Genomic DNA, 23757 nt, shown 5'->3' with positions numbered 1-23757 from the left:
CTCTAGCCGGCATCCTGATCCTGCTACTCACAGCAGCAGCATTCGACCGACAAATGAAAGGCCTCGACAAAATAATAAGGAGCACAACACATGAAAACGAGAATCCGGAAAGCTGAGCTTCTGATGTGCGCGCTGGTCGTGCTGGTTTTGGGTCTGGCGGCTCAGGTGGTCGTTAACGTTAGCGAGATTAATCGAATTACAGCGGGTGAGCAGAAATGAGCAACGTAACGAAATCCGAGTCTCTGAAGGAGCTGGCAAGCGCTCTGGCGAAGGCTCAGGCAGAGATAGGCAACGCGGCGAAGAACAGTAAGAACCCGCACTTCAAAAGCTCTTACGCGGACCTTGCGGAGATTCTGAACACGACTCGGCCAGTGCTGTCTAAGCACGGCCTGAGCGTCGTCCAGATGCCTGGTTACGGCGAGCAGTTGGTGACGCTGACAACGCTGCTCATGCACTCATCGGGTGAGTACATCGAGTCCGAGTGCTGCACGCCGATTGCTAAGCATGACGCCCAGCAAGTCGGCTCCGCTCTCACCTACTTGCGCAGGTACTCATTAGCGGCTGTGTGCGGCATTGCGCAGGAAGATGACGACGGTAACGCAGCTACGGCAGCAGCGCCCCGTCAGCAGGCTCAGAAGGCCGCGCAGGCGCAATCAAAACCAGCGCTGAAGCCAGGCACTAAGGCATGGGGCAATGCCATTGCAGCCTACAAGCGTGATGGCAACCTTGTCGCTGTTCTGGAGCACATGGAAATCAGCCCGGAAGTCAGACGGATGATTATGGAAGAGGCTAACAGCGAGCCCGCACAGGCAGGTGCCGCGTGATCTTTCACGACGTGGAGCAGAACACGGACGCATGGCTTGCGCTCCGCGTCGGCAGAATCACGTCGTCCAATTTGTCAAAGCTGATGGCCCATGAAGGAAAGGCCTTTGGCGAACCCGCAAAGCAGTATGCGGTGAATATCTGCATCGAACGAGCCATAGGCAGGCCGGTTGGTGGCGGGTTCTCAAACTCGCACATGGAACGCGGGCACGAGCAAGAAGGTTTGGCGCGGGCGCTGTACGAAGCGGAGACGTTTTCAACGGTCAGCAACGGCGGGTTTTTCGAGCTGGATGATATTGGCTGCTCCCCAGATGGGCTGGTGTATGACGATGGCGAGGTTGAAATCAAGTCGGTTATCCCGGCCATTCACTTCGCAAACATCAAGCGCCAGACGATAGACCCTGTCTATAAGTGGCAGATCATCGGGAACGTCCATTTCACACAGCGCGACTGGATTGACTCGATCTCGTACTGCGCGGACTTCCCGCCCGATAAGCAGCTGTATCGCTGCCGGGTCTACAGAGAGAAGACTCAGGACGAGTTCAAGCGGCTCATGGCGCGGATAGACGAGTTCAGGAAGCTGATCGACAAGACAGCGAAGGTTATCGATTCATCACAATACACAGTAGAGGCAGCGTAATGTCAGATTTCAATTCATGCACATTTTCTGGGCGTTTAGGCAAAGATCCTGAAGCCAAAGCGACACAGTCGGGAATGATCATTAGCGGCTTTTCCATTGCCTGCAGTCGCAAATACAAGGGTGAAGAATCCACTGAATGGCTCGACATGACGGCCTTCGGAAAGCTGGCAGAAATCTGCAACCAGTATTTGAAGAAAGGCAGCAAGGTTCTCGTTCGCTGCCGCCTTCAGACAGACACCTGGGATAAGGATGGCGTGAAGCAGTACCGGACGAAATTCATCGTTGAAGAGCTTCAGATGCTCGACAGCAAAGGCGACAACAGCGGATCACCGGAGTATAGCGGGCGGCAGGAGCCTCAGAGGCAGGCGGCTCAGCCGGAGTCGGCACTAGACCCGATGGATGACTTCGACTCAGACGTGCCATTTTGATCTAACAACAACGCCAGGGACGGCACAGGGGGAAGCATGAAAGCCATAAGTATTGATTACGCCAAACCGTTAAGCCCCGCAGCACGAGACTGGACAGGGGAGAAATTCTCTTTCCTGGAAGTCGTTGGGTACGCGGGATCCACGTTTGAAAAAACGGCTAGTGGCCGGACGGTTGGAACGGTAAACACGCGCAGGCACTTCTGGACAAAATGCCTACGTTGCGGGATTACAAAGCCCAAGGCGGCAAACAATCTTTCAGAAGCCAAGAGGCTCTTCGTTACATCGCAAACTGCTGCCTCTTGTGGGTGCTTTGCGCGGGCTAATTCGCGCGAAAACAAATGGACTCACGGCTATGCCAGAAAGAAAAAGCGCCCGCTCTATTATATCTGGAAAAATATGCGTGCTAGGTGCAGCAACCCGAAGGCTAGCAAGTATGAAAACTATGGCGGAAGAGGGATTTCAGTCTGTCCGGAATGGGCTGAGTTTGCTTGTTTTTTGAAGGATGTCGGTGATCGACCATCTCCGGATATGTCTCTAGACAGAATCAACAACGATGGCGATTACGAGCCAAGTAACGTGCGCTGGGCGACTCCATCTGAACAAGGGTGTAATAAACGAACTAATAGGCTTGTTGGCGGGGTAACGGTTGCGGAGTTTGCTAGAAAGAATAATTTCACCCACAGCATGGTGACATATCGGCTGAATAATGGCTGGCCAGAGCATGCGCTTTCGTTACCACCCGGCTCCAGAAACCCAGAAAAAGGCCCGAAAAAATGACAGCACTAGAACGCGAAATGATGGAGCGCCCCCTAACCGAAGTCCTCGCCAAAGCGGCAAGGGCCGAGGAGCTGGAAGCGGAGCTGCTGGAAAGCCAAACGGATTGCGAAAAGTGGCGCACGCACTTCAATCAGCGAACTGCTGAGCGAGACGAGCTACAAGCCAAGCTCAAGCAGGCTGAAGCGAAGTCTGAGGAGCTTGAAGACGAACTGAATCAGGAGCAGCACGCACGACGGCATTGGGAACAGTGTTCAGAATCGCATTGCGCTGAAGCCAATAAGCTGGAAGAGAAGCGGACAAATCAACGGGCCGAACTGGCGAAGCAGAACGCTCAAATCAGGGAGCTACAAGCCAAGCTCAAGCAGCAGGAGTCAGAATTGCAAGCGCAAGCCAAAGCAATTCAAGGCTGGAAGCGTGAAGTCACGAAAGGGTTTGACGATATTTCGGAGCTGGAAGCCAAGCTCAAGCAGCAGGATGCTGAGCTGGTGCGGTCGCGAGCTACTGTAAAGGACCGATCTGTAACTATCGAGACACTGAGCCAGATCATTGAGGAGCAGAATTTCTTGCTCGACAAGGTGCATAGCGCCTTCAACTACACGGACATGCACACCGCCAGACGAATGCTGGACGAGCGCAAAGCACAGGAGGCCCAATGAGCACAGGACTGTACAACAAGTACCGCGTCGAGCGGACAGACGGCAAGCCTGTAGACGGTCAAATCTTCTTCGTGCTGCGTCTCGATAATGAAGGCGATCAAAAGCACGTAGCCGCCTGCCGCGCCGCCCTTGAAACCTATGCCGAGAACATTGCAGATCATATTCCAGAACTGGCGAGCGATCTGTACATGCTACTGGATGACTTGAAGGAGGCCCAATGAGCCTAGACGACACCACAGGCTGCTGCATGTTGTGCGAGCAGCACAGCCGCGAAGCCCAAGCTGCACGGGCCGAGGTTCTGGCGCTGAAGCGGGAGTTGCTGGAGCCGCAAGCAGTGCGCGTTGCTCCTGACTACCCAGAGGCGGGGCAATACTTCTGGTTAAAGACAGAGAGTGAGCCTCTGCTTTGTTTAGCAACAGAGAGGTACAAAGAAAGCATTCTCTATTCAGCAGCATTAGAAGCATACGAAGGCTATTACACAATGATGGAAGACACAGCCCGCTGGATTCCCGTCTCGCCACCAACATTCCCGAAGGAGGGATTATGAAACTGAATCCGATGAGCGAGCCGCCAGAAGGCGAGTACAAGGAACGCACTGTTCTGGTGGTTCGAGAGATAGGCGAGAAAAAGAGAGCTGTTTCAACTGCAAACGGTTGGTACAGCAGGACAGCAAACCAGTGGGTGTTACCTCATTTGGTAAGCGAGCAGAACTGTCTGGGCTGGATCGAAGCCCCTACCGTGGAGATATCTGATGAACAATGATTTCGGAAAAGAGGCGCTGAGCAGCTGTCTATTCCTGGCCGATTACCATATGGCGAGAACTACGGCACAGGTTTCAAACATGATTGCTGAAGTTGCGCAAGGCATAAGGGACATGATCGCACAGCACGAAGCCGAACTGGCGAAGGCTCAAGGCGAGTGGGTAGCTGATGAGCAACCTGACAACGAAGGACGCTTTTTGGTCCAGCTTCTAAATGGCTCAGTTGAAGAGGCTCGCTATGATCCGATCCACTATGGCTGTAAGTGGGAGACACCCGGTACGGTGGTCCAGTGGTTCAAGCCAGCTACACCTCCAGCCCCACCACCGATCAAAGAGCCTGAACCGGAAATCGAGGTGCCGCCTCTGCATTACGACGAAGCATACGACGCGGCCATCCAGAAAGCCCACAAAGCCGCCATGCGCGAACAGGCGCTACGGTACGAGAAGGAGCTGGCAGAGTTGAGAAAGAGGATTGGGGGATGATATTGCCAGGCGAAGCACGTCAGATATGCGACAGATTACGGAGCGAGCGGGACACGCTCAGTCTAGCAGAGCAGGATTCGATGCTGGCCGATCTGCAGCAGTTCATTACGCTCGAACACTGGGGTAGAGAATCAGAGATCGAGAGATTTGCACAAGAAATCTACCTGCGCACAGCAGAACGTGACGCTAAGGATGTTTTAACCGCGTCTGGCGAAAGCGTATTTGAAGCGGCTGAGTATTTCATTCAGCAGCGCGACGAATGGCGTGCGAAGAGGAGGCAAGGCGAATGACAGTCGCACAGCAGATTAAAGATTTCAGGAAGCACATCCACGGCTTTCTGTCTGGTCACGTCACCCGCGATATGTGCATAGCCGCTGCCAAAGGCCATTGCACCGATAACGATAGCGGCCGAACGGTTTATAAGTTCAAAGACGGATCAACACTGACGCTTGGCGGTATCGCTGGCGACGAGATAAAGCAGGTAACGCCATGACTGAGCAGCGGAAGATATACCCGGTGAGCGTGAGGCCGAAGAAGGATGGAGTGTATTTCGTCTATGAGCCTCATACAGGCGACATTGCGGAACTTGCCAGGTATGACGCTGATTCAGGCGCTTGGATAGATGCGCTCAAGAGAAGGGCGTTTCAGCCCGGATTTCAGCCCGACTACTGGGAAGAGCTACCCGAATTTGACGAACGGTTTGTTGTGACGGAGAAGCAGTAATGAGCGCAGCAGAGAAGAAAGAGAGAAAGCCGGCCGAGCCCACAATTCAGCCAGGCATCCCGGTTCACCCGGCGAAATGGGTCTATCCTAACCTGCTCATGCCGCTTTTTGGGATGACCAAGGCCTCAGCGGACTGGTATCGTAAAAACGGGGATTGGCTCGAAGGGAAGCATTGTAAGATGAACCCGAAGGGACTCTGGGTTTATAACTGGCAGGAAATTGAACAATGGATGCAGGGCGACGTGGCAGCGTGAAGCTGCCCGATGGGGTGGAAATTCACGGCAAGTCGCTGAGAATTTGGTTCATGTATCAGGGTAAGCGCTACCGAGAGCGCATTACCCAAACGATTACGAAGGGAAATATCACCTACTGCGCACGGAAGCGCGCCACTATCCTGGTCGAGATCGCAGAGAATCGATTCGACTACGCCGCACACTTCCCAAACTCTCCGCACATCGCAAAGGCCAAGGGGCTCAATACTGCGCCCCGTACTGTGCGCGAGGCCGTCGAATCCTGGCTATCGGTGCAGGAGGCGAAGAAGGCCAAAAGCACCTACCGCAATTACGCCAGCAAGTCGAAGCACGTCGTGAACAAATGGGGCGACGCCCTGATTGCCAAAATCCCGAAGTCTGAAATTGAAATGTTCCAGACCGATCTGCTCAAGTCGGGCCTGTCTGCGAAGACCGTCAACGACATATTCACCATCGTTCGCGGCATCTGGCACAACGCCTATTGCGACGAGCTGATGAGTTCGAACCCTCTCGAACGCATTACGAATGTCGAGTTTGATGCTGATGAGTCAGCCGATCCGTTCAATAAGGAAGAGCTGGCCGCCATTGAGAAGATGAAGACGCACCGGGAGGGTGAGCGGAATATGGTGCTGTTCAATTGCTGGACAGGCCTTTCAACATCCGAACTGATCGGGCTGGCGTGGGAAGATATCGATATGACGAACCCTGAGCACTGGCGATTAAATATCAAGCGGGCGCGCGTCGAGTCGTTCTATAAGGTGCCGAAGGAGAAAAGCCGAGCTCGCCAGGTTGAGTTATTGGGGCAGGCTATGCCGTGGATTCGTCGGCAGTACGCGGAAACCTATATGCTGGAAGCGAAGCCGGTCGAGGTCATGCAGCGCGACAACAATTCAACGCGGACTGAATCGCTCAGGTTTGTGTTCCTGAACAGCGTCAGCGGCGAGCCGTGGCACAATTCCAGCCTGCACAGATGGTTCTCGTCCATGCTACGGAAGGCGAAGGTCAGGCATCGAGGCCCGAACCAGTGTAAGCATACGTTCGCCAGCCAGGCATTGAGCCATTATGTGCCGCTTGAATGGGTAGCGAGGGCGCTGGGGCATGCTGATACCAACATGATCAAGCGGCACTATGGCCGATGGATACCAACGGACGCGCCGAGCATGGCCGGGCTGGTGACACAGATGATCAATGGGGAGTTTCAGGCTGGGGCAAAAATGGGGCAAAACGAACTTCAACGTACATCCTGATACGCCGACCACTATATATACAGTGGCTGAATTAGCGGGGTGTAGCGAGGTGTAGGAAGATGCAGAAAATGGCCGTAGAGGGTTCGAATCCCTCTCTCTCCGCCATTGCTAACTTAGGAATATCAGCTAGTTAGCGATGGTGAAACGATCCCGTGGGGCAAAAATGGGGCAAATGGGCTGTTTTCTACGCCTCGATACGCCGCCCTACATCTTCAAAGGTGGCATACCCGGATGGAATCGAACCACCGAGCGCAGCACTGGACATCTGCGCCTCCCACCAGGCTGCGGGCACATAGATCGCCCTGCGAGTGAGGGCTCGACAGGGCGGCATTGCTACTCAACTCTACTCAACTTTCATCAAGGCATTCGAGCCTCTATTGTATGCTTTCCGACCTACCCCTACAATAACCAGGCAAGTCACAAGACTGCGGCAGGTGTTCGATGGCACTCTAAATGCTGATCGACTCGGTTCGAGTCCGAGCGTAGTCACCATCCTGGAGCACGCACTATGAAAAAGTAGATCGGCAAACCGTCACTCAGACTCTGGAAATGGGGCAAAGACAGCTACCATACCGGCTATCGTATTTTCACCATCGCTTTTATTCGACGCTTCGGCCTCGACTGCTACCTATTCCACTATCCCACCGGCTCATATATCCCGAAGCACAAAGACCCCGGCAAGCATGGCGCCGTCTACCGCTTCAATATCGAAATCTGGAAGGCCGACAAAGGCGGGCAGTTCATCTGCGCCCGTACAATCTGGCAATGGCGACAGCGCATCTATTTCTTTCGGGCCGACACCACCTATCATTATGTGACGCCGATTGAGCGCGGCAGCAGATGGGTTCTGAGCTTCGGCAAGGTGTGTAAGCCTTAGCGCACAAACTGATCAGCTATGGCTTACTAGATAAGCGGCCACGACTTACAAGATAAGCGCCGTTATATAGTAAGCTGCGCTCGTGCTTCAGGAAGAGGCATGGCCTCACCGCAGGATGCCCGAGGCCGCAACGTCCGCAGAGTGGCGTGACACCGGGAGAGACTGGACTCAGTCATTCGGGATTTCCGAATATGTGAACCCTGCCCCAACTACGTACAGAATCCATCTATTAAAAAGCGTTAACCTGCCCCTGCAATACCTATAACCAAAAAACTTTACAGCAGGGAATAAACATGAAACTTAAAGCGCTTTTAGGGGTGGGGCTTCTGCTCGGCTCTATGTCAGTCAACGCGGCCTATATTCTGGAAATGCCGGAGCGGGTGAGCTTCGATATAAACAGCGACTTCTTCGGACTGGATTACGTGCTCGATCTCGATAGAGGTAATCCGAATACATGGGATGAGTTCATAGAGTTCAACTATCAGTTTGGCGGGCCTGGACTTGAAGGCGTGGACGGCTTGCAGCTTGGATTCTACGGCCCCGAGGAACCGGATCTAGGGCTGCACCGAATCCTGACTGGCCGACCCATTGGACCGGATGACAACGGCGAGATGCGATACTTCCCGAATGGCATCATGGAGCACATACAGCTTGGCGTTGACTATTACTTCTCCGTCCTCGTGACCGATTTCCTCTATGACCTGACAGACTGCGCTGATGAAGGCGAGCCGCCGTATAGCTGCAAGATCATCAATAGCGGACTGACAGGCGGGACATTCGTGTCGTTTTATGATGGCGGGACTGGCGTAGACGTGCCTGTCGGCCCCACGGCGCCGTTACTGGCAGCTGGTCTGGTTGGGCTTTGGATGCGGAAGCAGAAGGACTGATTGACAGTTAGTGCGATATGCACTAGTCTGAGCCTGTCCGTGGCGTAGTAGGCAGTTACTTCGACTGTTAATCGAGAGGTCGGTGGTTCGAATCCACCCAGCTGTGAAAGCGGCTGTAGCTCAGTTGGTAGAGCGCTAAAATCTCTGCTTACGTTTGATCCCGGATGCTATGGGTATGAATGGCGTAACTCGCGGCTACTTCTTTGCTATAGAAACCTACCGCAAGTGCTTGAACCTTCAGCCCGCCTTATATGGTATGAAATGGCGTAGAAAATCGTTCCTTCGGAAACTGTCGGTCACTGGTTCGAATCCAGTCCTCGCTTTTGTGAGGTAGCTCAGTCGGTAGAGCAACAGAAAATACGATTTCCGCTTGTTCCTTTCTGCCGCCCAAAGGCGCATCCAGTCACGGCACCCACTCAATCAGAGGTGTCAAAATGGCAAAGCTCAACACTGCACGTAAGCCCACCGTATTCACGGAACAAGGCGCCCAAGCCAAACGTATCAATCCAGAGCAGCAACTGCGCAGACTCGTCATGAGCTGCATGCTGTGGGAGAAAGAGTTTTACGTTGACGGCCAGACTATCTCTGAGCAAATTTTCGACGCGGTGAAGCATGCCGGAGCTCATGCCTCGGCATTGATCGCTATGCAGGCTCGTTCATCCATGAACCTGCGCCACGCACCGCTACTCGTCGCTGCCAGCATGGCTTACCACTTTCGCGGCGATCCGGTTGTTGGTCGAACAATTGCTGATGTGATCCAGCGGGCCGATGAACTGGCTGAAATCATCAGCATCTGCGCTCACTTGAACGGGGTTACACCCGACAAGGTAAAGCCTGTTCTCGGTGCCCAGGTAAAGAAAGGTGTTGCCGAAGCCTTCCAAAAGTTTGACGCCTACAGCATGGCCAAATATAACCGCAAGTCAGCCATTACCCTTCGTGATGCGCTGTTCCTCGTTCACGCCAAGCCGAAAGACGAAGCTCAGGCTGCAATCTGGCAAAAGCTGATCGACGGCAAGCTTGAGTCTCCTGATACATGGGAGGTTGGGCTGTCCGGTGGTGGCGACAAGAAAGAAACGTTCGAGAGGTTGCTGGCAGAGGGTAAGCTCGGCTATCTCGCGCTGCTCCGAAACCTGCGCAACATGGTAGAGGCAAAGGTTGATCTGAGCCTGGTCAGAGACGCCTTGGCGGCAAGGAAAGGTGCTGGGCGTGTATTGCCGTTCCGATTCGTAGCTGCTGCCCGTCAGGCGCCACAGCTTGAGCCTGCAATCGATGCGGCGCTGCTTGCCAGCCTTGAGGAGTTGCCGAAGCTGAAAGGCAGAACGGCAGTGCTGATCGACGTATCCGGATCAATGGAATACGACAAGGTTTCTGCTCGATCCGATATGAGCAGGCTTGATGCTGCGGCAACGCTTGGCGCCGTGATTCCGGCTGAAGAGTTGCGAGTATTCACGTTCTCAATGTCGCTGGTCGAATGTCCCGCTCGCAGAGGTATGGCAGGGGTCGATGTGATCATAGGCAGCCAGCCACATGGCGGCACGTACTTGGGTCAGGCTGTGTCCGACCTGATGCGCCTGGTTGAGTATGATCGCCTGATCGTGATCACCGACGAGCAGTCAGCAGACCGCGTACCGGACCCGAAAGGTCGAGCCTACATGATCAATGTCGCGAGCAATAAAAATGGCGTTGGTTATGGGAAGTGGATTCATATCGATGGGTTCAGCGAGTCAGTCATTCGCTATATTCAGGCTCTTGAGTCTGAATGAACAAGGATGAGTTCAGGGAGGCCGGCCAGAAGCTTTTCGGCTATGGCTGGCAGACCCGAATAGCGGAAAGGATCGACGTTGACGGCAGCACGGTCAGGCGCTGGGCCTCTGGTGCAGTACCTGTGCCGGGGGCTGTTGCCGCCTGGCTGAAGTGTGAGTTGTCGAAGGTGAAGAAATAACCGTATTGCCTCGGGCTGGCCTTTGGTGATAGCTTGCGAATAGGCCAAATAGACGAGGCAGGGAAAATGAAAGCGATAACAATAATTGCGGCGGGGATTTTGTTCTCTGCCGAGGCTTTCGCGAGCTGTTCATCACGGACAGTCGGCGGTACGACCTATCACAACTGCATGGACGGCACGTCTGGAACGAGCCGATCAGTCGGCGGCACCACGTATCACAATTTCAACAACGGCGTTTCGGGGACTTCGAGAGAGGTTGGCGGGACCACGTATAACAACCTGTCGAACGGGCTGAACGGCACTGGCCGCAGCGTTGGCGGGACGACCTACAATAACTGGAACGATGGCAGTTCGAGCACGTCTCGGTCAGTTGGCGGGACGACTTACCATAATGACAATAGCGGTGGGATCGGCACGAGTCGGCGGATTGGTGGGACTACGTATTACAGTGACTGAGCGCGGCGACAACTTCTGGTTTGGCGCAAAGCTGTTCGCCATTCTGACTTATGTCGGCATAGCCCTGGCAATTCCAGATGACTGGCTTTGGGCTCAATGGATTATGCTGGCCATATTCTTCAGCTGCGTCGGCTATTTGCTGGTATTCGCGCCGCTATACTTCCTGTTCTTGCGGATCCGCTGGGGCGTCTGGTTTAGGGACCATCCCGTATTTGACGACCCCGAGCGAATGATTCAGCTTCAGATCAGCCGGCTGCCGCGGCGCCACATCGAGTATTTCGAAAAGCGCTACGGCGTTCGAGTCCAAAAACCGGACTATTCGCCTGAAGAGTTGGAATAGCCAGCCGCTCCGGCACCTTTGGCCATGTTCTTGACCGGCTCATAGTTTCCGTTGTTCAGCACTTTCTCAAAAGGCCTGAAGGCTGCCGCGGCATCGCTCCGAGCCTTTCGACTTGAAAACCATCCCATCATGACCTCCCCCGCTTTCTTTGCAGCCAGGGCGCCCGTTTGATCGGTTCCAAGCAGAGCGACGTCAAGACCGCCAAACTTACCTGCGGCGCCGGCCTTCAATCCTTCCTCGATCAGTACGGACGTCGTGCCGGATGCATTTTTTAAAGGTGGCTGTGACTGCTGAACCAACAGCGCAAAACGGCGCACCTCCGCAATTTCATCAGGCGTAAACAGTTCTTTCATGAGCCTGTCGTTCTGCTTCATCGCCTGTCGGATTGAGTTCAACGTTTGGGTGCCGCTCACGGCGCGGACAGACCGATCGCCAGCGGTAGAGGTGGTAGTCTTGATCAGCGTATCAAGCGCTGCCTGTCTGACCTGGTTCCACGCATCAGAATCCGCGCCCAGAATCTCTTTGTACTTTTTGGCGAGATTTTCGGCGGCCGAGTTTGAAAAGCTGCTGGTGGAAAAAAGAGACTTGATGACCTCCGCATCCGTCGGATTCTTCTCAACAAGCTTTTTGATAAAAGCGCCGCCATCATCCCGGCCCCTGAATTTCTTGTGGTAATCAGCATACAGGCCTCTGGCCTCTTTCAGCTTCTCAATGCCCGCGGTATCGCCCTTGAACAAGCCTTGAGCGACCGCCTCATCAATACCCTCGTCGTAAGCTTTCTTGATCTGTACGAGCTGGCGGTAGTCAGAACGCCCAGGCTCCGCGTTATTTATGGCTGTGACGATGCTTTTGCGCTGCGTTTCGATGTTCTTAAGATTGAACAGCGCATCGGCTCGGCCGGTATCGATATCGTTGACGAAGCTCTTGTCCATTTCATCGAGTTGCGACAAAACTTTTGATGTGCCTGGTAGGGTCGGATCCGCACCGTCCTCGAGTCCGTTTATGGCTCGTGTGACAACTCCGCGCATATCGGTAACCGCGAGCGCTGGATTTGCCTCTCGGGCTGCGTCGTAGGCTGCGCCAACCTTCTCCTTTTCTTTGGCCGCGGCTGATCGGACCTGGTCTTTCAGGGCCCTGCCTGCATCGGAGGGGTATTCGATGCGCGCACCATCCTTAGCGACACGAGACTTGAACTCTTCCACAATATCCAGAGCTCGCTGCTCTTGTGCCTTCTGGCCGCCTAGCATCATGCCGCGGGCTTCCTGCCCTCTTCGGCCAGTCTTCAAAGAGTCCTCGGCACCCAAAAGCGCATCGTCACCGCTTCGCTGACCTCTAGTCAGGAGAAAGTCGAACTCCTTTTCCAGTGGGTTTAAATCGCCCCGGCCGCCATTGACCGCGTCATCGGCGCTGCGGGCCCACTTTTTCAGCAGACCGTCATTGATCTCATCGGCAGGGACGCCAAGCTTCAGGGCCTCCTGGACGATGACGCTTTTCTGCTTATCGCTCAGGGTTCCGTTCGCGGCCGCGCTTTTGTAAGCCTTCCACGCTTTACTGCCGACTTGGGCTATCCCCTCGAAAACGGCTCCGCCCACGCCAGCAAGCCCAACGTCGGCAATGATGTTGTCGGTAGGCTTCTGACTCCCGCTAGCAACCGCAACGCCATCATTGAGAGCCTGAGTCGTTGCGCTCAGCGTGCCTACGCCGAACATTTTGCCAATGGCCGACTTCGCCATGCTGCCGTATTTTGCAGCTGGCGCGAACTCAGCCAGACTGAACAGGCCTTGCAAAACGTCTCGATGATCGAGGCCAGGCTTGTTCACCGTGCCCTTCTTCCCGCCGTACATGGTCAGATCAACGATTACGTTGCCCTTCTCGTCTTCTTCAATAGCCGCGTCTGGGTAATAGTTCTTGATGACATTGGCCGCCTCCTGATCACTACTGGTGGTCAACAAGCCGCCAGACATGAGGCCATTCTTCCAGAAGTTTTCTGATCCGCCCGGCACGTCAACAAACTCTTTGGCGGCTTCGGTCTCTCGGTCTGCACCGGTCACCAAGTTGTAAGCGCTATTCGCCACTTCTTTGGTCGAATCCCACCACGTACCGTCTTTTTCAGGCACGACAGGATCCGCGGCAGGTGGAAGCGCTGCTGCTTCAGGAGCCGCTTCGTTTTCCATCGGCTCATCGTAAATGATGCGATCACGCCACCCGCCAGACTTTTGCGCGGGCTGCGTGGTTGTGGTTGCTGAGTCGTCGTACGCAATCTGATCGCGCCATCCCATTACTTCATCCTCACCGGAAAGCCTTCAAGCTTCATCATCTCGATCATCTTGTCTGGTGGAACGCCCTTGGCTTCGAGCTCATCCGCTCGCGCTTCAAACTCAGATTTAGATGGCGTGACGCCCTTGGTTTCCTTCCACTGCTGATCGAAAGCGGCAGCGTAGTCTTCATCGTTCGTAGACAGGCCTTCGCGAAGCAGCTTATTGCGGATCCGCACGGCTCGGCCAACTTCGTCCTTGTATGTCTTGAACGCCGATTCAAACTGAACAGGCGACAGATTGGTGTTGATAATACCGTCTTCAAGCTGCTTCAATTCTGCCGCGGCGCCCGCAGCACCTGTGATCTCTTTCCTGAATGCAAAGAACTCGGTTGAAACCAACTGATCGAATGCTCGCTTGTTCGCGGCATATTCTTCGCTCTTCGGGTCCACGTCCATGCCGAGGCTGGACATAGCGTTTGTGAGCCCTGCCTTTGCCTTTCCCGGCACCTGAAGGAAGGTCTTGTCATACAGCTTGTCGATCTGGCTGAGCTTGTCCAGCGTCACCGTGTCGTTAATCTGATCTTCCTGAATCTTCCTGGTGGTTCCGGACGACAGGCCTTGGTTATCGCCGCCGATGGTAATGGTGCCGTCAGGCCCAACCGTGATGCCATTCTTTGGCACCGGCGCGATACCCGTCCACTCGACGTCGCCTGTGGCCTTATTCATTCGGTATATTTCGGGCTTCCCTGTGGCCTGGTTCACACCGGCTTTCACGTCGAAGCTTGGCGACTTCGTGCTGAGCTTCAGCCTTTCAATTGCCATTTCATTGGCAGCCTTCGTTTCGTCACGCGCCAAGGTTCTGGCGTAGTCGACATCCTTCGCCTGGCGCTCTGCTGCACCCGCCGCCGCCTGATCGGCGCGAGTTAGGTCGCGGTCCTCAATCTGATCTCGTCTCGTGATGGCATAGTTCTCACGCGCATAACCCTGATCACGCTCCGCCTGACTCTGCTCAAGCGCAGCCATCATTTTCAGACGGGCCTGCTCGTTATGCGTCGCCCGCTCTTCAGCCGCGACCTTGTACTGATTATCGACAGCCTTGTCGGCCAGTTCTTTACCAGCCCCGCCAGCACCCTGGAGGAAGCCCAAAATTCCATAGCTCGCCATGACTACGCTCCTAAAATGCCTGATTGTGGTTGCTCTGGCGCTTGCTGCGGCGCTTGTTCTGGCTGAGCCTTGCCCTGTGCTTCCGCCTGAGCGATATAAGCCTCGTCTTCAGGGTCGGCACGATCAGGGTGTGCGTCTATCCAGAGGCGGCCCGCCATCGTGTAGATTTCGACCGCCATGTCCTCATTGAAAACTTTGATCGGCGCCAATGTGTTCTCAGCAGCAACGGCCATAAGATTCTCGATGATCGACTCGAAAATGGGCTCCTGGAGATCTTCATTCGGCAGAAGCCCGATATCCTGCTCCGCCTTGTCGTAGAGCATGACAGCGATCTGAGCGATACCTTGCGACAGGTTCGTCTTTGCTGAAGCCCGCATGGTCTGGACCATATTGGAATGTATTGAGGGATTCCCCATCGCCTGCTTTAGTGAAGCCTTGACGTACTGTTCGACCATAGCCTGCTCTTCAGGCGTGGCCTCGACCTCTTCGGCTCCCTGCTCTGGCATAGGCTCTGCCGCTTCAGGAGGCATCTGTTCTTGCGGCATCTGTTGCGCGTTTGGATCGCCTAAAATACTCATGCTACGTTCTCCCATGAACGGCTGTCAGGATTGAATCGCAGACGCTGTTTTTGCTGCGGGGCGTAGGGTTGTGCAGCGTACGTCTGGCCGTAGTGCGCTGCTGCGGGCTGGCCGAGGATATTGGACGGTGCAGCGGCAATTTGTTCGGGTCGGTAAGTCGGTTCTGGTGATGACATCATCTGCGGTCGACCCGTGACGCCCATGCCGCCCTGATCACTGCCATCATTTGAAATGCCGAAAGCGCCTTGGCGACCCCAGACCTTCTCCTGATAGTCGCGCTCGTCTTCAGCCTGTTTCGCAGCAGCCATCGTGCTCGCGCCCTGCATTATTCCGCCGCCGAGAATGCTTGCCGCGCCTGGATTGGCAGCCGCCCAACCGGCAGCGCTTGAAATACCGGAGCCAATAGCAGACGCGCCGGAGGCAATCGATGATCCGATCGAGCCCAGAATGCCGGTATTGGCAGCAGCAGCTGTTCCCGCTCCGATGGCCGTTCCAGCAGCGCCCGCGCCAGCGGCAGCGCCCGCAGCAGTTCCAGCCGCAGCGCTTGCCCCGGCAGCAGCGCCCGCACCAGCAGCGCCACCAACGGCGCTACCTACCCCGGCAGTTGCGCCAGCGGCAGCGCCCGCAGCAGCGGTTCCAGCACTGCCAGCGGCTCCAGCCGCCCCAGCCCCCACGGTGGAAGCACCAAGCGCCCCCGCCGCCCACATGCCTGTGCCAATAACAGCGGCCGCGATGATTGCGCCGCGAATCCATTTGTTCTTCCACATTTTCTTCAGGCCGGAGCCAATTGCCTTGAACGTCTTTTTGACGATCTTTTTTGCGCCTTTGAAGAGCTTTTTAAAGAAACCCATGATCAGCCTCCGGTACGCTGGTAAACAGGGGAATTGGTAGGCCTGTACAGGTCATTTGCAAAGCTCTGAAAGTTGTTCATTTGGTCCATAAGCAGCTGTGCGCCTGCTCGCTGTTGGTCAGGGGTGAGTGAGTTGTTTGAACCGATCTGGGCGAGCGAGTCCATCATCTGTGCGTAGTTCCTCGAAACGACTTCTGATTTCTGAGCAATCTGGCCGTACTGCTGCTCGAGCCTAAGCATGCCAACCTGCTGCTGCTCGTTGAGGCGGCGCATGACGAGATCTTGGTTCATTTGCAGCTGCTGCTGGCGCTCCTGGGATTGAATCTGAAGACCTTGCAGCTTCTCCTGAGAGTTGATCTGCTGAGACTGCATCTTCTCCTGCGACGACAGCTGACGACCGAGCAGCGTTGACTGGTTCTGCGCGTCCATGTTGGTCATGGTCATCTGCTGAATGTTGCCAGCGTTCACCTCGGCAGCGCGGTTCTGCGCCTGAAGGTTGTTCAGCGTCATCGTATTTTGCGAGTTGGCATTGAACTGCCCGGCATCGTTCACGGCGCCCAGGTTCTGTGAGGCGCGCTGTGCGTAGGTGCTGGCGTCCTGTTGAGCGATAGGCAGGGCTCGATCAATCGCAGCGCCCTGAGACGCACCAACAGCCATAGACGACGAGTACAGGCCACGGCTGTTCATCTGCTGGTTGGCAGATTCGCGAGCTCGCTGCATATAGACGGAGTTTTGGCCGAGGATATCGCCCAGCTGAGACTGAACCGTCTCATTGGCCTTAACGTCGCGTTCGACCGGCTTATACGTCTGAGCCGTGCCGGTGGCAGCGTTATAGGTCTGGGCTGTGCCTTGCGATACGCCGCCGCCAGTTGGTCTGGCCGAAGCTGTACCCTGGCTCGCTTGCGTCGTGGCAGGCATACCAGTAGTCGTATACTGATTCTTTTTAAGCGGGTCTAAAATTGCCATTACTGCGTGCCTCTCATGACCAAGCCAGTTCGTCTATTGCGTAAATTTTGCAGCCGAAAGCGTTTATCTGGAGCGAGCCCCCGGCTGATTGAGAAATATCGATAGTTGAAGTCGATCCGGCGTAGAGCGTGGCGGTAACGCCTTTCTTGGTCGCCGCAGTCACGCTGTTGTCGGCATTCACGCCGTTCGGGCGATATCGGATAAACAGGAGGCTGTTTCTGTTGAAGGTCGAGACACTGACCGCCGTAACGCCGGCAGAAAAGCTTTCAATCTGTGTAATCGTTAGCGCGATTTTGTCGGCCGTTTTGCGAAATGCGGTGGACTCAAGGCCGTCGAGCTTGTCGGCATCAAGGCCAGAACCCGCCCCGTCCACCGTCACCAGCTTTTGCAGCACCTTGTTGGCATCGAGTGCTACCGAAATACTCGCGTCCTGCGAGCCGTCGAAGGCGTTGGAACTGCCGGTAACATCGCCTGACAGTTTGACCTGCCGGGCTTCAGCCAATCGGGTGGCCTTGTTCGCGGTGTCACCTTTGGCGAGGTACAAACCATCGGCCACGGTTTTGGACATGACGGTTTGCAGCGCGCCGAAATTGCCGGTCTGGTTATTGGCGATCCGGTACTGAAGGGTTGGACTGGCGCCATCTGGCGAGAACAGCTGAAGCGCGCCCTGCCCGTTCGTGCCGCCTGGTAGATGAAGCACGGAGCCGGATTCAGGCCAGCCGACACCGGAGCGGGCGTGACACAGGCCGGTAATCGATGCAGCGCCACCGGCAAAGCCAATCGCCTCGCCCTGGTTGATCTTCGTGTGATTGTGGTTCGCCGGATTGACCACTGTTGCAATCGTAACGTTGCCGCCGAAATCAGTAGTGGCCTGCCCGGCTACGCCACCAGAGAGCGCAAGGGTAATCGGGCTGGCAAGGCGCTGAGCGGTCGCTGAAGCCGTGCCTGAACCACCGGGTATATTGCCGTTCGCGTCACGTTGAACCACGTCGTAAGCACCGGTGCCGACATTCTTCGTGGCCGCCGTGCCGAGGCCGAGGCTTGTTCTGGCGGTCGATGGTGACGGCAGGTCGGAGAGGTTTAGCCCCTTGTTCACATAGTCGGTGTGAGTATGCAGGCGAGGCGCGCCGTCAAAGTCGGTAATCGACAGCGTGACAGCGTTGCCGGTCTTGCCGTTGATGCTCTTGATCGAGTCGGAGTTAAGCCCCGCCGCTTCATAGGCGTTTACCGAGTTGATCGACAGTTCGTCACCCAGGGCTACGGCGCCGACACCGGGCAAAGTGCCAGCAGCTGAGATATACCAGTATTTGCCGCGATCCGTTGAGGTCGGCGCAGCAATCGGCATGGTGCCACCGGCTGCACTGTGATAGCCCATGTATTTACGGGCGCCAGAGGTCAGCTGACGAGCGTCATTGGCATAGCCTGCGGCCGTATCGGCATGCTGATTGGCAACGACCGAGTAATGCAGAGCTGAGCGTGTACCGGGTCCGTCGACGGTTTGATTGAATGGCTTCAGCGCCCAATCGCGGGAAAGATCGGCAGCGCTCTGTGATCGGTTGGCCTGCTCCTGCGCCTGGTTCTTGATATCGATAATGCCGGATGACAGCGCGGTGATTTCAGCGCTTGCTGTTGCCGTCGCAGCTTCTGAGGCCGCAGCGGATATTGCAGAGGATTCGGCTTGCTCGGAGAACAGTTCAGCCGCCGCTTTATCCTCGACAACCGAGACTTTGGCCGCGTCGAGCTGGGCTTTTGTGACCGGGTGAAAGGCCTCAAGCGCGTCAGCAATCCGGAAAGGTTCAGCAAAGCCGATACCTTCTGTTGAGAGCTTCGGGAGTCGTTCAAGGCCTGATTGAACAGCCTGAAACTCGCTCGCTACATCGACAGCGCGGGCAAGATCGCCAATCGAGAATGTTTCTGAATAGGTGTAAATCCGGCTCACAGGCGAAGGCCCCCAAGGGTGTAGGTAACGAGAATGTCGGAAATTGAGTGCGGCTTGGCGTCGGCAGAGGTGCTGGAAATCAGCATGGCGAGGTTTTGCCCGCGCCCCCTGATTTCAACGTGCGCTTCGTTCAGATGCGGGGCTGACCAAGTGAAAGAGTCCCAATTGGCTTCATCGAAATTCGTAGCGCCGCCGATTACGTCTATGGCCTCAACGCGGTGCGCCATAACGTCGGATGCGCCAAAATCAAAGACCGGTTTTGCCTTGATCGGGACCGGTCCGTCTGACTGAACGTTGATCGTCGCCTGCTTGAAGGCTTTCTTTCGGCCAGGCTGGCGGGAGTTGGCAAACGCCGTCATGAAATAGGCCTGGATCGGCAGACCATCGAACGAGGTGCCAACGTCCATCCGGTACACCCAGCCATCGGTTGAGCCCATGAATACAGCTGGCTCACCGGTTCGCATTTCACCGGAGGCCGCACAGGTGGCCTTGAAGCCCAATACCTGCCGGGTAAAGCCGGCCAGCTTGTTGCCCGAGAAAGTCGCTGTAATGACCTCTGAGCCCTGCAATTGCGTAGCCGGGCTGTTGAACGCCCATCGAAGCTGATTGCGATCCAGGGCGGCTACGGCGCAGGTAAAATAGGGTTTGCGAGACTGGATAAACGGCGTGATGCCTTTAGAAAACGCGCCAGACTGGAATGAGCCAAAACTTTGCGTGGCGCTCAAGCTGGTTATGCCGCGATCACCGAGAAAATACAGGTCGTTGTAACTGAGCGATGAGAAGGCAATGGCGCCCGATTTATCATCGTGCAGACGGAGGTCTTTCTTTTGCAGATCGGCTTCGCTCGAGCCGTAGAGCACCGATATCTGATTCTGCATCTGAATGCACAGCGCGCCACCGACGAGCGGATACAGCCCTGTGACCTTGCCGCCGACTGCGATTTCTCCAGCCAGACCGCCAACCGGGTCGAAATTTCGCGGATCGCCAACGGCGCTGTAATACAGCGAGCCTCGTTCGGTCGCGAGATAGAGAATATTGTTATTCGCCGCAACTGCTACCGGGGGCGTGGCGTCGCCTGGTAGCGTGATTTCCTCGAGGTAGGACTGACTTTCGCTGATGAAGCGCAGGAGCTTCGCCTTGTTGACGCCATCCACGAAGACCATGACGCCGAACGGGTTCGCGGCAAAGTTGTAGCTGACGAACTGCGCTCGCCCATTTGGAAGCAGCGGCAGGTTTGTACCGGTGAAGTCCTGCCAGCCATTTGAAACGGCGCGCCATAGCTTTGCGGCCGAACCGTCCTCAGTGTTTCTGATCGCAAACAGATAGCCGTTGTGAACGTGAACGCCACGCACAGGCCCTGAACCCGGCACAGGCTGAATTGCATTACGGCGGTCGATAGCCAGATCACCCGAGCGCTTGTGCGGCTCTGGTCGTCCGTCGTGGCGCTCATAGCCCGGCATGCTGCTGTAGCCTTGATTGAGCCCGAGTACATAGTTCTGGCAGGCGATCATTCGGCCTGGTGTTAACGAGGCTCCAGGCGTCTCGAAATCAAGCCCACCCTCAAGAATGATCTGATCCTGCTGGCGCGAATCTCGAATCATGCGAGCGGCGCCCCGTAGCGAATGGTCGGGAGTTCAGTGGTGCAAATCTGGTTAAACAGCTTTCGGTATTCACCATCGGCCATCTGGAAAGCGTTGCCGTCACCCTCAAAAGCCGCCAGGGAGCGCACAGCAAGCCAGACAATCGCAATGTGATACTCTTCCGGCATTTCCGGGACTTTTTGCGACAGTTCGCGCTGCCGGTTGTCCGCGCTATCGGATGACGCGAATGTCTGAGGCGTGATGTAGTAATCGCCAGTGATGCGGTAGGCTCGATCAGGCGTCGGGCTGACTCGAACAGACTTGCGGTCATGCCAGAAGTAATTCGGGCGGCCGGTGTAGTGCTCGTCGGATTCTTCGATTGCCCTTCGATGATCGGCAGGCAGATAGCACAGGCGCGCAGAGGTCTTTTCAGTCTCACCGCGTATGTACCATGAGTCCTTCTCAACCGAGCGAATCACGTCACCCTTCGCCACCTCAGTAGATGGCAAGGACAGATGCGTGATACCTGGCTCCGTCACCTGATCAAAGCGGCGCAGCATGAACTTCCAGTTCTCGCGAGATCGCTGGATTTCGAGCCATGCCTGTTCCACGTAATCGACTACTCGAGCAGACTGCGCGCTCTGGTCAGTGACAGCGCTCGGTCCAGCGCCGGAATAGCCGATACGGGTATAGGCCGCACGGCATAGCTCAAGGAAGGTCATCAGGCAAAGCTCATTTTCTGGAAGTCTTCGGTCGGCTTCTCAAGGCTCCACTGATATGGGAACGTTGGCCGGCCAGAGGCTTCGCCTGTGCTCTGGTCAATGTCGTAAGTCACTGCAAGGCGCAGCACTTCAAAGTATTTGTATGGGACTTCGACCCATGTGTTTCGCAATAGAACCGCCTGCACGCCGTTATGCGTCAGCGATACCGGGGAGCTGTCTTTGCCGCTGTTGGAAATGCGAACCCAGATGGATTGCTCGGGATTGGCCTTGGTCTTCTTCGGCTCGGCAACCTTCTGAACTTCGCCCAGGGTGTCGCGAATCTTCTGCCGCAGCGTGTCGTCCTTGATATTTGGCGGCACATCCATACCGAGATCATTGCTGGCATAGTCGCGAAGCTGTTGGCTGGTTGCGCTATCAATGCTGAAAGTCGTCATTTTGTATTACCCATAAAAAAGGGGCCCGAAGGCCCCATGAGGTTTGGTGGTGTGCTTAGCCGAGACTTGAAACTGCAACTTCGCAGCGGATCAGCCAGGAGTGATTCAGAATCACTGAGGCGTAGTAGGCCTTCCAGCCGACGAAGCCACGCTGGCCGAGCGGGTCAGACTTGTCTTTCTGACCAACAGGGACAATCGAGGGCTCGATAGCGCCACGGCCCTTCAAAGGCACGTCAGCAAACGCTTCCTTGCCGAAGTAGATCACCGGATAAACGTTGACGTTGGTGCCGTTGTTCTCGACGTTGGCGATGGTTGTTGAACCAGCACCAATGAACGGGTTCAGCAGCGCAGAAGCCACGTAACGCACGTCTTCGACCTTGCCGATTTCGTAAGGCAGCGCTTTCGCAGTGCCGTACTTCTCAACAGGCACGAAGCCAACCATTTCACGAATATCTGCCTCAACGTCGGTATGGCAAACAGCGATGAAAGCCGCGTCGATCTGCTCGCTGCCATAGTTCGGCGTCGAGTTCTCGATCTTGGTCACTTTCATAGCCAGCTGGTTTTTCAGGCTGCGAGTAACCTTGCGCTGAAGACCAGTGGTCAGGACTGCGTTAACCGCGCCACGAGTTGCACCATTGGAGAAAAACACGTTGGTGCCGCCGATGATGGCGCCCCAGCAAACCTTTTCCTTGGTGTGCATGGCTTGCTCACCGCAGAGCATGTAAGCGTCATTCATGACAGGATCTTCAACGAGGTCTTCAACCTGATCGGTGATCTGCACGAGGTCGCCATACTGGCCCAGCGTGACAACGACGTTTTCATACTCCATTTTGCGAGCAGTCGGGGTAACGCCTTCAGTCAGTGGCGAGCCGTTGACAGGCGGGAAAGGCTTCGGCCGACGAAAAGTCATATTGTCGGCTTTGTTCTTCGGCAGCGGCTTGGTCAGCGCGAAGCGGCCAAGCACTGAGTAGGGTTGACCATGCGCAAGCATTGACGCTTCTGCATAGGTATTAGTTCGTTGTGACACAGCAGCCTTATTGGTCGTGCCGGTCGTGGTTGCGTAATCGACCATGTTGTATTACCTCTAATTCATGCGTTTTTGGACCTTCCGCACGGCCTGTTCCCAAGCCATGTCGTCGTCCGCAGATCGGCTCACAGAGCCGTTTCGGGTTTGGGGAATGACTGCGCGTTGCAGTCGGTCTTGCTTGCTCTGCGAACCGGCACTTGAGGCTGCTGCGTCTTGTGTTTGGTTGGCGGTGCTTTGCTTGTAGAGGCTGATCAGTGCAGCGGCGTTAGCGGCTGTATCTTCGGGAGCCTGGTACATTGCTCGGATGCCTGATGGCTGCTGACTGAGCCATCCGGCGAAATCTTTGTTCTTATCCCGGTCGTACTGTTGCCAGTCGGGATGCTGGGCGCTCAGGAACTGCGCGGCTTGCTGGTACTGAGCGTTTCGCTGTGCCTCGGCCTGCTCTGCCTGCATCTGCTGCAATGGCGTCAGGCGCTCTTCAAACTTTGCGGACAGCTCGCTCAGGCGCTCGTTGAGCACGTCATCGATGGCCTTACCGATCTCGGGGAAATCAGCGCGGACCTGCTCGAGTGATTCAATTTGCTTTTTCGGTGCCTGCTCGACTTTTTGCTTGAGCTCGTCAATCTGGCGCTGGTAGGCGCTCACGCGGCCTTCGTCGGACTTCCAGCGGTGTTCAAGCTCGCGGTATTTGGCTTGCCAGTCGGTTTCTGGGGCTTGCTCGCCCGCTTCTGGCTGTGCGGGCTTGTCTTCTTCTGTGGCCTCGTCAGCCTGTTCGGTTTCGTCCTGCTCCGTGCCTTCGTCCACCTCTGGCGCTGCTTCTTCCGGCTTCTCTGGCGCCTCTGCGGGGCCGCCTGTCAGCGAGGCGAAATAGTCGTCATCGTTGTAGTTGTCGGTGGCTGTGTTTTCTTCAGACATGAGTAATCCTTTGCGCGGCCAGGAGGCGGCGCGGTT

General features: G+C 55.7%; 33 protein-coding genes. 20 read left to right on the top strand and 13 right to left on the bottom strand.

Annotation, left to right across the window (positions count from 1 at the left end; translation table 11 throughout):
- Window positions 1–90 precede the first annotated feature (90 nt).
- Genes ACH3PB_RS03795 through ACH3PB_RS03725 form a run of 15 tightly spaced genes read left to right on the top strand, consistent with a single transcriptional unit; the run spans window position 91 to window position 6787 of the window.
- Window positions 91–219 (top strand): hypothetical protein, encoded by a 129-nt coding sequence (locus ACH3PB_RS03795; RefSeq protein ID WP_416398083.1) that lies wholly within the window; start codon window positions 91–93, stop codon window positions 217–219.
- Window positions 216–824, top strand: a complete 609-nt coding sequence (locus ACH3PB_RS03790) for an ERF family protein (protein WP_416398082.1) — start codon at window positions 216–218, stop codon at window positions 822–824. The genes ACH3PB_RS03795 and ACH3PB_RS03790 overlap by 4 nt, the downstream gene beginning before the upstream one ends.
- Window positions 821–1462 carry a YqaJ viral recombinase family protein gene (locus ACH3PB_RS03785; protein ID WP_416398081.1) on the top strand — a complete coding sequence of 214 codons (642 nt, stop codon included), beginning with the start codon at window positions 821–823 and terminating at the stop codon, window positions 1460–1462. Before ACH3PB_RS03790 ends, ACH3PB_RS03785 begins: the two co-directional genes overlap by 4 nt.
- Window positions 1462–1890 (top strand): single-stranded DNA-binding protein, encoded by a 429-nt coding sequence (locus ACH3PB_RS03780; protein ID WP_416398080.1) that lies wholly within the window; start codon window positions 1462–1464, stop codon window positions 1888–1890. The genes ACH3PB_RS03785 and ACH3PB_RS03780 overlap by 1 nt, the downstream gene beginning before the upstream one ends.
- A gap of 36 nt (window positions 1891–1926) precedes the next feature.
- A complete protein-coding gene (locus ACH3PB_RS03775; RefSeq protein WP_416398079.1) occupies window positions 1927–2667 on the top strand; it encodes a hypothetical protein in 741 nt (246 codons plus the stop codon).
- Entirely contained in the window at window positions 2664–3323 is a 660-nt protein-coding gene (locus ACH3PB_RS03770; protein WP_416398078.1) for a hypothetical protein, read from the top strand. The genes ACH3PB_RS03775 and ACH3PB_RS03770 overlap by 4 nt, the downstream gene beginning before the upstream one ends.
- Window positions 3320–3544 carry a hypothetical protein gene (locus ACH3PB_RS03765; RefSeq protein ID WP_416398077.1) on the top strand — a complete coding sequence of 75 codons (225 nt, stop codon included), beginning with the start codon at window positions 3320–3322 and terminating at the stop codon, window positions 3542–3544. The genes ACH3PB_RS03770 and ACH3PB_RS03765 overlap by 4 nt, the downstream gene beginning before the upstream one ends.
- Window positions 3541–3870: a hypothetical protein gene (locus ACH3PB_RS03760; RefSeq protein WP_416398076.1), complete on the top strand. Its 330-nt coding sequence runs from the start codon at window positions 3541–3543 to the stop codon at window positions 3868–3870. Before ACH3PB_RS03765 ends, ACH3PB_RS03760 begins: the two co-directional genes overlap by 4 nt.
- Entirely contained in the window at window positions 3867–4085 is a 219-nt protein-coding gene (locus ACH3PB_RS03755; protein WP_416398075.1) for a hypothetical protein, read from the top strand. Before ACH3PB_RS03760 ends, ACH3PB_RS03755 begins: the two co-directional genes overlap by 4 nt.
- Window positions 4075–4566, top strand: a complete 492-nt coding sequence (locus tag ACH3PB_RS03750; RefSeq protein WP_416398074.1) for a hypothetical protein — start codon at window positions 4075–4077, stop codon at window positions 4564–4566. The genes ACH3PB_RS03755 and ACH3PB_RS03750 overlap by 11 nt, the downstream gene beginning before the upstream one ends.
- Window positions 4563–4856, top strand: a complete 294-nt coding sequence (locus ACH3PB_RS03745) for a hypothetical protein (protein ID WP_416398073.1) — start codon at window positions 4563–4565, stop codon at window positions 4854–4856. The genes ACH3PB_RS03750 and ACH3PB_RS03745 overlap by 4 nt, the downstream gene beginning before the upstream one ends.
- Window positions 4853–5059 (top strand): hypothetical protein, encoded by a 207-nt coding sequence (locus ACH3PB_RS03740; protein WP_416398072.1) that lies wholly within the window; start codon window positions 4853–4855, stop codon window positions 5057–5059. The genes ACH3PB_RS03745 and ACH3PB_RS03740 overlap by 4 nt, the downstream gene beginning before the upstream one ends.
- Entirely contained in the window at window positions 5056–5289 is a 234-nt protein-coding gene (locus ACH3PB_RS03735; protein ID WP_416398071.1) for a hypothetical protein, read from the top strand. The genes ACH3PB_RS03740 and ACH3PB_RS03735 overlap by 4 nt, the downstream gene beginning before the upstream one ends.
- Window positions 5289–5543: an excisionase family protein gene (gene xisR, locus ACH3PB_RS03730; protein WP_416398070.1), complete on the top strand. Its 255-nt coding sequence runs from the start codon at window positions 5289–5291 to the stop codon at window positions 5541–5543. The genes ACH3PB_RS03735 and xisR overlap by 1 nt, the downstream gene beginning before the upstream one ends.
- Window positions 5516–6787, top strand: a complete 1272-nt coding sequence (locus ACH3PB_RS03725; RefSeq protein WP_416398069.1) for an Arm DNA-binding domain-containing protein — start codon at window positions 5516–5518, stop codon at window positions 6785–6787. Before xisR ends, ACH3PB_RS03725 begins: the two co-directional genes overlap by 28 nt.
- A gap of 184 nt (window positions 6788–6971) precedes the next feature.
- On the opposite strand, the gene ACH3PB_RS03720 is transcribed toward ACH3PB_RS03725, so the two are convergent.
- Window positions 6972–7118: a hypothetical protein gene (locus tag ACH3PB_RS03720; protein WP_416398158.1), complete on the bottom strand. Its 147-nt coding sequence runs from the start codon at window positions 7116–7118 to the stop codon at window positions 6972–6974.
- Window positions 7119–7436: 318 nt separating this feature from the next.
- A complete protein-coding gene (locus tag ACH3PB_RS03715) occupies window positions 7437–7598 on the bottom strand; it encodes a hypothetical protein (RefSeq protein WP_416398157.1) in 162 nt (53 codons plus the stop codon).
- Window positions 7599–7957: 359 nt separating this feature from the next.
- Here ACH3PB_RS03715 and ACH3PB_RS03710 point away from each other — a divergent pair, with 359 nt between their 5' ends.
- The 5 genes from ACH3PB_RS03710 to ACH3PB_RS03690 all read left to right on the top strand — a co-directional run bounded on the left by ACH3PB_RS03710 (window position 7958) and on the right by ACH3PB_RS03690 (window position 11289).
- The gene (locus tag ACH3PB_RS03710; RefSeq protein WP_416398156.1) at window positions 7958–8551 is read left to right on the top strand and encodes a hypothetical protein; all 594 of its coding nucleotides are present in this window, start codon (window positions 7958–7960) and stop codon (window positions 8549–8551) included.
- Window positions 8552–8985: 434 nt separating this feature from the next.
- Complete coding sequence (locus tag ACH3PB_RS03705; protein ID WP_416398155.1) at window positions 8986–10314, top strand: TROVE domain-containing protein; 1329 nt, start codon at window positions 8986–8988, stop codon at window positions 10312–10314.
- On the top strand, window positions 10311–10493 hold the full coding sequence (locus tag ACH3PB_RS03700) for a hypothetical protein (protein ID WP_416398154.1): 183 nt from the start codon (window positions 10311–10313) through the stop codon (window positions 10491–10493). Before ACH3PB_RS03705 ends, ACH3PB_RS03700 begins: the two co-directional genes overlap by 4 nt.
- 66 nt (window positions 10494–10559) lie before the next feature.
- Window positions 10560–10949, top strand: coding sequence for a hypothetical protein (locus ACH3PB_RS03695; RefSeq protein WP_416398153.1), 390 nt, complete (start codon window positions 10560–10562; stop codon window positions 10947–10949).
- Window positions 10924–11289, top strand: coding sequence for a hypothetical protein (locus ACH3PB_RS03690; RefSeq protein WP_416398151.1), 366 nt, complete (start codon window positions 10924–10926; stop codon window positions 11287–11289). The genes ACH3PB_RS03695 and ACH3PB_RS03690 overlap by 26 nt, the downstream gene beginning before the upstream one ends.
- Here the strand turns inward: ACH3PB_RS03690 and ACH3PB_RS03685 are convergent.
- The 11 genes from ACH3PB_RS03685 to ACH3PB_RS03635 are packed head-to-tail and all read right to left on the bottom strand — an operon-like array spanning window position 11265 to window position 23721.
- On the bottom strand, window positions 11265–13568 hold the full coding sequence (locus ACH3PB_RS03685; RefSeq protein WP_416398150.1) for a hypothetical protein: 2304 nt from the start codon (window positions 13566–13568) through the stop codon (window positions 11265–11267). The genes ACH3PB_RS03690 and ACH3PB_RS03685 overlap by 25 nt on opposite strands.
- Window positions 13568–14710: a hypothetical protein gene (locus ACH3PB_RS03680; protein WP_416398148.1), complete on the bottom strand. Its 1143-nt coding sequence runs from the start codon at window positions 14708–14710 to the stop codon at window positions 13568–13570. Before ACH3PB_RS03680 ends, ACH3PB_RS03685 begins: the two co-directional genes overlap by 1 nt.
- A gap of 2 nt (window positions 14711–14712) precedes the next feature.
- Window positions 14713–15288, bottom strand: coding sequence for a hypothetical protein (locus ACH3PB_RS03675; protein ID WP_416398146.1), 576 nt, complete (start codon window positions 15286–15288; stop codon window positions 14713–14715).
- Entirely contained in the window at window positions 15285–16139 is an 855-nt protein-coding gene (locus ACH3PB_RS03670) for a hypothetical protein (RefSeq protein WP_416398145.1), read from the bottom strand. Before ACH3PB_RS03670 ends, ACH3PB_RS03675 begins: the two co-directional genes overlap by 4 nt.
- Before the next feature lie 2 nt (window positions 16140–16141).
- The gene (locus ACH3PB_RS03665) at window positions 16142–17104 is read right to left on the bottom strand and encodes a hypothetical protein (RefSeq protein WP_416398143.1); all 963 of its coding nucleotides are present in this window, start codon (window positions 17102–17104) and stop codon (window positions 16142–16144) included.
- Between the two features lie 13 nt (window positions 17105–17117).
- Entirely contained in the window at window positions 17118–19043 is a 1926-nt protein-coding gene (locus ACH3PB_RS03660; RefSeq protein ID WP_416398141.1) for a hypothetical protein, read from the bottom strand.
- Window positions 19040–20644 (bottom strand): hypothetical protein, encoded by a 1605-nt coding sequence (locus tag ACH3PB_RS03655; protein ID WP_416398140.1) that lies wholly within the window; start codon window positions 20642–20644, stop codon window positions 19040–19042. The genes ACH3PB_RS03660 and ACH3PB_RS03655 overlap by 4 nt, the downstream gene beginning before the upstream one ends.
- Window positions 20641–21345: a hypothetical protein gene (locus ACH3PB_RS03650; protein WP_416398139.1), complete on the bottom strand. Its 705-nt coding sequence runs from the start codon at window positions 21343–21345 to the stop codon at window positions 20641–20643. Before ACH3PB_RS03650 ends, ACH3PB_RS03655 begins: the two co-directional genes overlap by 4 nt.
- A complete protein-coding gene (locus tag ACH3PB_RS03645) occupies window positions 21345–21779 on the bottom strand; it encodes a hypothetical protein (RefSeq protein ID WP_416398137.1) in 435 nt (144 codons plus the stop codon). Before ACH3PB_RS03645 ends, ACH3PB_RS03650 begins: the two co-directional genes overlap by 1 nt.
- 55 nt (window positions 21780–21834) lie before the next feature.
- Window positions 21835–22851 carry a N4-gp56 family major capsid protein gene (locus ACH3PB_RS03640; protein ID WP_416398135.1) on the bottom strand — a complete coding sequence of 339 codons (1017 nt, stop codon included), beginning with the start codon at window positions 22849–22851 and terminating at the stop codon, window positions 21835–21837.
- A gap of 12 nt (window positions 22852–22863) precedes the next feature.
- The gene (locus ACH3PB_RS03635) at window positions 22864–23721 is read right to left on the bottom strand and encodes a hypothetical protein (RefSeq protein WP_416398134.1); all 858 of its coding nucleotides are present in this window, start codon (window positions 23719–23721) and stop codon (window positions 22864–22866) included.
- Between the last annotated feature and the right edge of the window lie 36 nt (window positions 23722–23757).

It is taken from the genome of Allohahella sp. A8 (assembly GCF_047946665.1).
Taxonomy (GTDB): domain Bacteria; phylum Pseudomonadota; class Gammaproteobacteria; order Pseudomonadales; family Oleiphilaceae; genus Allohahella.
This window is presented reverse-complemented; position numbering and strand designations above follow the sequence as displayed.

Coding starts and splice junctions, on each gene's coding strand:
- ACH3PB_RS03760 (WP_416398076.1), top strand. CDS start 3,541: ATGAGCCTAGACGACACCACAGGCTGCTGCATGTTGTGCGAGCAGCAC.
- ACH3PB_RS03675 (WP_416398146.1), bottom strand. CDS start 15,288: ATGAGTATTTTAGGCGATCCAAACGCGCAACAGATGCCGCAAGAACAG.
- ACH3PB_RS03650 (WP_416398139.1), bottom strand. CDS start 21,345: ATGACCTTCCTTGAGCTATGCCGTGCGGCCTATACCCGTATCGGCTAT.
- ACH3PB_RS03720 (WP_416398158.1), bottom strand. CDS start 7,118: ATGCCGCCCTGTCGAGCCCTCACTCGCAGGGCGATCTATGTGCCCGCA.
- ACH3PB_RS03795 (WP_416398083.1), top strand. CDS start 91: ATGAAAACGAGAATCCGGAAAGCTGAGCTTCTGATGTGCGCGCTGGTC.
- ACH3PB_RS03695 (WP_416398153.1), top strand. CDS start 10,560: ATGAAAGCGATAACAATAATTGCGGCGGGGATTTTGTTCTCTGCCGAG.
- ACH3PB_RS03710 (WP_416398156.1), top strand. CDS start 7,958: ATGAAACTTAAAGCGCTTTTAGGGGTGGGGCTTCTGCTCGGCTCTATG.
- ACH3PB_RS03685 (WP_416398150.1), bottom strand. CDS start 13,568: ATGGGATGGCGCGATCAGATTGCGTACGACGACTCAGCAACCACAACC.
- ACH3PB_RS03715 (WP_416398157.1), bottom strand. CDS start 7,598: ATGATAGGTGGTGTCGGCCCGAAAGAAATAGATGCGCTGTCGCCATTG.
- ACH3PB_RS03755 (WP_416398075.1), top strand. CDS start 3,867: ATGAAACTGAATCCGATGAGCGAGCCGCCAGAAGGCGAGTACAAGGAA.
- ACH3PB_RS03665 (WP_416398143.1), bottom strand. CDS start 17,104: ATGGCAATTTTAGACCCGCTTAAAAAGAATCAGTATACGACTACTGGT.
- ACH3PB_RS03705 (WP_416398155.1), top strand. CDS start 8,986: ATGGCAAAGCTCAACACTGCACGTAAGCCCACCGTATTCACGGAACAA.
- ACH3PB_RS03670 (WP_416398145.1), bottom strand. CDS start 16,139: ATGGGTTTCTTTAAAAAGCTCTTCAAAGGCGCAAAAAAGATCGTCAAA.
- ACH3PB_RS03765 (WP_416398077.1), top strand. CDS start 3,320: ATGAGCACAGGACTGTACAACAAGTACCGCGTCGAGCGGACAGACGGC.
- ACH3PB_RS03640 (WP_416398135.1), bottom strand. CDS start 22,851: ATGGTCGATTACGCAACCACGACCGGCACGACCAATAAGGCTGCTGTG.
- xisR (WP_416398070.1), top strand. CDS start 5,289: ATGAGCGCAGCAGAGAAGAAAGAGAGAAAGCCGGCCGAGCCCACAATT.
- ACH3PB_RS03635 (WP_416398134.1), bottom strand. CDS start 23,721: ATGTCTGAAGAAAACACAGCCACCGACAACTACAACGATGACGACTAT.
- ACH3PB_RS03770 (WP_416398078.1), top strand. CDS start 2,664: ATGACAGCACTAGAACGCGAAATGATGGAGCGCCCCCTAACCGAAGTC.
- ACH3PB_RS03750 (WP_416398074.1), top strand. CDS start 4,075: ATGAACAATGATTTCGGAAAAGAGGCGCTGAGCAGCTGTCTATTCCTG.
- ACH3PB_RS03775 (WP_416398079.1), top strand. CDS start 1,927: ATGAAAGCCATAAGTATTGATTACGCCAAACCGTTAAGCCCCGCAGCA.
- ACH3PB_RS03725 (WP_416398069.1), top strand. CDS start 5,516: ATGGATGCAGGGCGACGTGGCAGCGTGAAGCTGCCCGATGGGGTGGAA.
- ACH3PB_RS03780 (WP_416398080.1), top strand. CDS start 1,462: ATGTCAGATTTCAATTCATGCACATTTTCTGGGCGTTTAGGCAAAGAT.
- ACH3PB_RS03735 (WP_416398071.1), top strand. CDS start 5,056: ATGACTGAGCAGCGGAAGATATACCCGGTGAGCGTGAGGCCGAAGAAG.
- ACH3PB_RS03790 (WP_416398082.1), top strand. CDS start 216: ATGAGCAACGTAACGAAATCCGAGTCTCTGAAGGAGCTGGCAAGCGCT.
- ACH3PB_RS03740 (WP_416398072.1), top strand. CDS start 4,853: ATGACAGTCGCACAGCAGATTAAAGATTTCAGGAAGCACATCCACGGC.
- ACH3PB_RS03680 (WP_416398148.1), bottom strand. CDS start 14,710: ATGGCGAGCTATGGAATTTTGGGCTTCCTCCAGGGTGCTGGCGGGGCT.
- ACH3PB_RS03700 (WP_416398154.1), top strand. CDS start 10,311: ATGAACAAGGATGAGTTCAGGGAGGCCGGCCAGAAGCTTTTCGGCTAT.
- ACH3PB_RS03655 (WP_416398140.1), bottom strand. CDS start 20,644: ATGATTCGAGATTCGCGCCAGCAGGATCAGATCATTCTTGAGGGTGGG.
- ACH3PB_RS03645 (WP_416398137.1), bottom strand. CDS start 21,779: ATGACGACTTTCAGCATTGATAGCGCAACCAGCCAACAGCTTCGCGAC.
- ACH3PB_RS03745 (WP_416398073.1), top strand. CDS start 4,563: ATGATATTGCCAGGCGAAGCACGTCAGATATGCGACAGATTACGGAGC.